At 44.0% G+C, this 5,561-nt stretch carries 4 protein-coding genes; 3 read left to right on the forward strand and 1 reads right to left on the reverse strand.

The features are described 5' to 3' along the window. Positions 1–531 (reverse strand): hypothetical protein (locus QCH34_RS05665; protein ID WP_300331467.1); only part of this gene is annotated, 531 nt, incomplete at its 3' end. A gap of 225 nt (positions 532–756) precedes the next feature. Here QCH34_RS05665 and QCH34_RS05670 point away from each other — a divergent pair. The 3 genes from QCH34_RS05670 to QCH34_RS05680 all read left to right on the forward strand — a co-directional run. After that, positions 757–1,563, forward strand: coding sequence for a hypothetical protein (locus QCH34_RS05670; protein ID WP_300331470.1), 807 nt, complete (start codon positions 757–759; stop codon positions 1,561–1,563). Continuing rightward, entirely contained in the window at positions 1,556–2,314 is a 759-nt protein-coding gene (locus QCH34_RS05675; RefSeq protein WP_300331473.1) for a DUF6063 family protein, read from the forward strand. The genes QCH34_RS05670 and QCH34_RS05675 overlap by 8 nt, the downstream gene beginning before the upstream one ends. A gap of 67 nt (positions 2,315–2,381) precedes the next feature. After that, positions 2,382–5,561, forward strand: a 3,180-nt coding sequence (locus QCH34_RS05680; protein ID WP_300331476.1) for a hypothetical protein, incomplete at its 3' end; no start/stop codon positions are given.

The following is a 5,561-nucleotide window of genomic DNA, read 5'->3' on the forward strand; positions in this document are numbered from 1 at the left end:
TTGGATTATCCTGAGCTTTTTCAAGATATAAACAAGCGGATGGACCATCTCAGGAGTTTTTACCCATTTTTCAAGATCTATACTGCTTCCTCCGGGAAAAAACAGGACTATGATACAGCCTATGTTGCCCTTGACCTGCTGACCCTTCTCATTGAGAAAGGAAGACTTCAGGGACGTGCCGTGCCGATAGATGAGATTGAGAGTCATATCGGGTGCATGATGAGGGAGATGTACCCCAACCGGGAGTTTGATTGTCAGGCCGTTGCCCGGGACGTTCTTGGCCTTCTCGAAACCGACACACAGGGGATGCTCTACCACTTCCATTACGTGGATCCAGTACGGAAAAAGCCAGTTGACCACTACCTCCACTTCGTCGAGTATGATGTCAAGGAGAAAGCTTATCGTATCACCGACGACGGGCTCACGTTCATGATCAGCACCAAGGAGCTCCCCGAAGAGTCCAAGATCTCGATCACACTGATCCTGTTTAAAAAACAGATCGAGAGCGGCTCTTTCAGGAATGCCTTGCACACCTTACGTGATCTAAATCTTGAAGTGCAGCTAAAAAAACGGAAAAAACAGGATCTTCTTGACAAAATCATGTACGGTGATCCCGACGTCATCGAGGAATTTGAAACCTATACACACGGAGTACTCTCCCAGCTCGAACAAGAGGATGAACTCTTCACTCAGGTACGAAACACTCTCAGGGATCTCTCGGAAAACCGTGAAAAGATTGTCGAAAATCCCAATCTCGTGGGAAAAGAGGAAGATTTCATTATCATAAAGGAGATCGCAACCGAACTCGAATACGGATATGCACTTCACAACAGCCTTCTGAAAGATTACACCGATTTTCCGGGAGAATATGAGCGGATCTGCCGGATCAGGATAAAATCGCTATTCGAGAAGAGATACCAGTTCCAAGAGGCACTGGAAAACCATATTCGCGAAAATCTTTCAAACGATGTCCATATTGTGGAAATGCACCCCTTGCTTCTTCCTACGTTCCAAAAACAGTTCACCCTTTTCAAAATATTCGAACCACAGGCCATACCGGTAAATAAAGAAGATCCATCTGAGACCAGATCAAAAGAAAAATACACTGGTGGAAAATCCATCGAAGAAATCGTAGAAGAACGACAATTAGCAAATTTCAAGGTTTACGCATATTTTTTGATCACTGCTATTGAAAAAGACGGAAATATCGATCTCGCTGCCTATCTCGATAATGTCGAGAAAATTCTGGGAGTAGAGGGGATTGAGAATGTCGACCTTATACCATTTCTCATTGATTTAAACAGTGGATCCGAGATTCGCCTGCACACCAATGCGTCCGGAGACACGGAGATCGCAGCTCCATTCGAAACCCACTTTAATCTCGCTCATCTGAGAGAATCGAAAGGAAACAGTGAACCAATCGAGGTGGCCCTCCGTGCGGCTTGTGAAACTGCAAATCTTCCGTTCCAAAGCCTTCGGGTAATCGCTGATCCACGTGAGCGTGTTTCTATCGGTGGAAAAAAGAACATTTACATCTCGAATATGGAATTCATCGGTGAGTAAAACAATGCATTATTCACGGGAAAAACTTGGTATTGCTCTGGATATGCTCAAAATCATGCTGGAAACCCAGTCGATTTCGAGAAGTGATTATCCGCGTGAATTCATGCGGTACGATCAGGAACCTGAGGTCAGAGAAGCACTTGACTTTCTTACGGAAAAACTGGGACTTCTCATATGTGGATATCAGGATGCCCTGTATTTGTGTCCTGAGATCAATAACCGGGCCTTCCAGCTCTCGAACACAGATATCAAAATCAATCTAGGCAGGGGATTCAAGAATCCCGAGATGTACACGGTATTCTTTGTCATGCACGTCATCATCACGGAATTTTACCGGGAAGCTGTAAATGACACATTCCGTCAGAAACTCCCCAAAGACCAACTTCTCGAAACAGTTGATAAAAAAGTCAAGGCGATGTCTGAACTTGAAGATCTGGACAGTATCAGTGAAAAATATCAGTTTAATTTCAAGACGATCCACGATGTTTGGGTCAGTCTCCCGAGAACGGAATTTAAAGATGACTCCGATGAGATAAAACAAAGAGGAACAAGTTCGAAGGTTGCCATGATCAATGCCACGGCCAGGTTCATGATGCAGCACGGACTCGTTGAAGAGCACGAGGATGCAATTTATCTCACCGGTCGCTGTAAGGCGATAATTTTCGAGGCATACAACAGGAACGAGATACAGGTAGGAATTTCCAACTTCATTGAAGGGCTTGCAAGCCCGGAAGGTAGCGAAGATGCCTAAATTACGAAGATTAAGGGTAATCAATGCCCAGTTTAACGACGGTAAAGGGATTTATCAAGATTTCCGCATGCCGTTTTATGGGTACAATGCCACATATGAACTGGTGAACGGCGGGGGAAAATCAGTCCTCCTGATGTTGCTCATGCAATGCATCCTCCCAAACACTGCATTGGTTTCTAATAAACCATTTAGGGATATGTTTGTTGGCGGGGATACAAACCGTACTACCCATGTTTTGGCAGAATGGGAACTCGATGAGGGTGTTTCGGAAGACAAATATCTGTTAACCGGATTTTGCGCCAAAAAAAGGCAGAATCTTGATGAAAATACCAGGAACGCCGAAGTCCAGTATTTCAACTATATCCATCTCTACAATGAGAAAAACGACCTTGATATCCACAATATCCCCCTATGCTGGTGGGAAGGCGATGAGTTTGTTGTTCAGGATTATGCAAGAACTCGATCGATGCTCCAGGAAAATGTATCGAATTATCATATCCTGATTGCTGATAAAAAGCGTGAATATCAGGAATTGCTTAAAAATTACTATCTCCTTGAATCGGAGTGGGACCTTATCAGGAGTATCAACCAGCGAGAAAACCATCTAAAAGATCATTTTGCAAAATACAAAAAATCCCGGACACTCGTGGAAGAGCTTCTTGTGGGAACCATCGAAGAGTGCATACAGGATCGCCAGCGGCTCAAACTCAGGGGTGATGATGATGCTTCCTCAAAAACGTCACTGGCAGAAGCATTGTATCAGTCACAAGGTGATTTGAAGCGATTACAGCAGGAACAGGATCTATTAAGAGATTATGAGAGACTTCTGTCTGAGGTCGAAAACCTCAACGTCGCCAACGATCGGCTGATGAGAGCGTATCAGACGTACGAAGAAGCCAGGTCTCTTGCTGCATCACAGTATCGGGCTTATGAAGCTGCCATTCATCAGAAAGATAACGAAATTGCAGAAATACGGGAACGGATAACAAGAGCAGAGATCCACCACCAAGACATCCAGACCAGCATTCAAAAGATCAAACTGATGAAATTCAATGTGGATGTAAACCGTTCCTTGAAAGATAAAGAGAAGATTGAGAGAGATAAGGCCTCGCTTGAAGAAACGGTGAGAGAGCTGGACCACAGATACAACCTCGCATTATCTGTCAATAAATATCTCAGGATTAAAACTCTGGAGGCATCGATCCATGAAAATGAAGAAATCCTGAGAAATATCCGGGAAGAACATCAGGATCTCTTCAACAAAATCAACCCCCTCGGAAAAACCTTGTATTACACTCTCACAGATGAAATCGGAACATTGCAGCAACATGTTGAGTCGAATAAAGCCGAATACCGAGAACTCCAGGAAATCATCGGAACGCTGAAGGAAAATCGTGGAACCATATCGGCACAAATCGGCTTCAATAACGAACAAATTGCCTCATTACGAGAACGCATTTCACAGCTCGAAGAGCGAAAAGAGGAATTATCCCTGCAGAATGAGAGTATGCCACACATCACGAGCGGATTATTCCTGCAGGACCAGATCGACGCAACAATTGAGCATATCGCTGAACTGAAGCGGGATTATGAATCAGCCACAAGCAGAATCGAGACTCTCAGTGAATCTCTCTCGGGAAATCGTTCTACAGCAGCCACGCTGACTGAGAAAATTACCCACGAAAACGAGACGCTAAAGAGATTAAACGAAGAAAACGAGGCGTTCTTACGAGAAAAAAAGAAAGCGATCGAAATTACCAGAGCCAATGGAAACGAAAGCATACATTCGTGTCATTCCTACCTTCAGATCAAGGGACAAGAGATCGCTACCGCACTTCAGGAGCAAAAATCCATTCTCAGCAAACTGAGAGAGGAACTTGAAACGGTTGAAAAATATGGATTTTCATTGACCGCAGAATTTGTGAGAGCGCTCCGTGTTCTGAGGGAATACTACCCCACTGTCACGAGCGGTGCAGAATATCTTAAAAACCTTCCCGTAGAGCGGAGAGATGAAACACTCAGGCATGCCCCATGGCTTCCAAAAACTATCCTCCTCCTCGGCAAGCAGTTCAATGACATTGTCCGCAATCCTTCTTCACTCCCCACAGAAGTTCAGGATTCGCAGGTGATCATTGCCAATCTCGATTCGTTGAGAGAAGAGAGAAACCTTTCATTGGGTGACGTCTACATTCCGCACAGGACTGTGGATCACTCCCTTGATGTCCTCTCCAAGGATCGGACAATTGAAAACTTAAGGAATAAAATTGAAAAACAAAATGCTATTCTCGCAGAGTTGAATGAATCACAAAAGGATGTAGAAGATGATTTCACCATTACACGGAAGTTCCTCGAACGATATCCTGAAGAATACGAATCTGATAAACAATCAGAAATTCTCGATCATACCTGCCAGAAAACCGCGTATGAAGACAGCCTCATAGCCGTCGAACAACAGATGCAGAAGGACAATGAGTCCCTTCACAAAGACAAAACGAACGTCGCGAATTATCTCAAGCGGATTGAGCTGTTCGAGAGCAAGCATCGATTGCTCGAGGAGCTGCGGTCGATTGGAAAGCAGAAAGAAAATATTCACATAAATGTTCAGCAGGGTGAAACACAGGCCAAAGAACTGCAATCGTCATTAGACCAGTTAGATATTAAGTTTGAGAGAGTCAAAATTGAGTTTCAACAAAAAAACGAATCGATCAGGCAGTCTGAAAGCCATATAGTTGAGCTAAAACGTGAAGTAAAGGATTATGAGCTTTACTCCGAGAGTGATGCCGATATCCTCTCATCGACCGATTTGCAGAGTATCCGATCCGAGTTTTCCGCCGTCAAACATGTCATTGACCAGAAGAGCGGCGATTTGGGAGAGAGAGAAGCAAGGATTGATACAGATCGGCACAACATCACCGAATATCTGGCCGACATCGAACGTTTCGGGATAACCCGTGAAGAGATTGAGGCAGAAAAACCAAGTCAGCCATATTCTGATCAGTATATGGATCAGATCAGATCGAATAAAACAGATTTTGAACGTCGCCTCAAAGATGAAAATAATCGTTTATCGGAAGCGGATGAGAGATATAAAAGCCTCGCCTTTGACTTCAGAAAGATGATTGAGGACTATAATAACTCTGCACCTGAGGCTTATATGCCCTTACCGGAGCTCTTTGAGGTCTCACATCTGGATGCTGATTTGAATGCCACAATGCAAGAAAAACAGACTGTTGAAGGTAAAATAGAT

The organism is Methanocalculus sp., assembly GCF_029762515.1.
In the GTDB taxonomy this organism is placed as follows: Archaea; Halobacteriota; Methanomicrobia; order Methanomicrobiales; family Methanocorpusculaceae; genus Methanocalculus.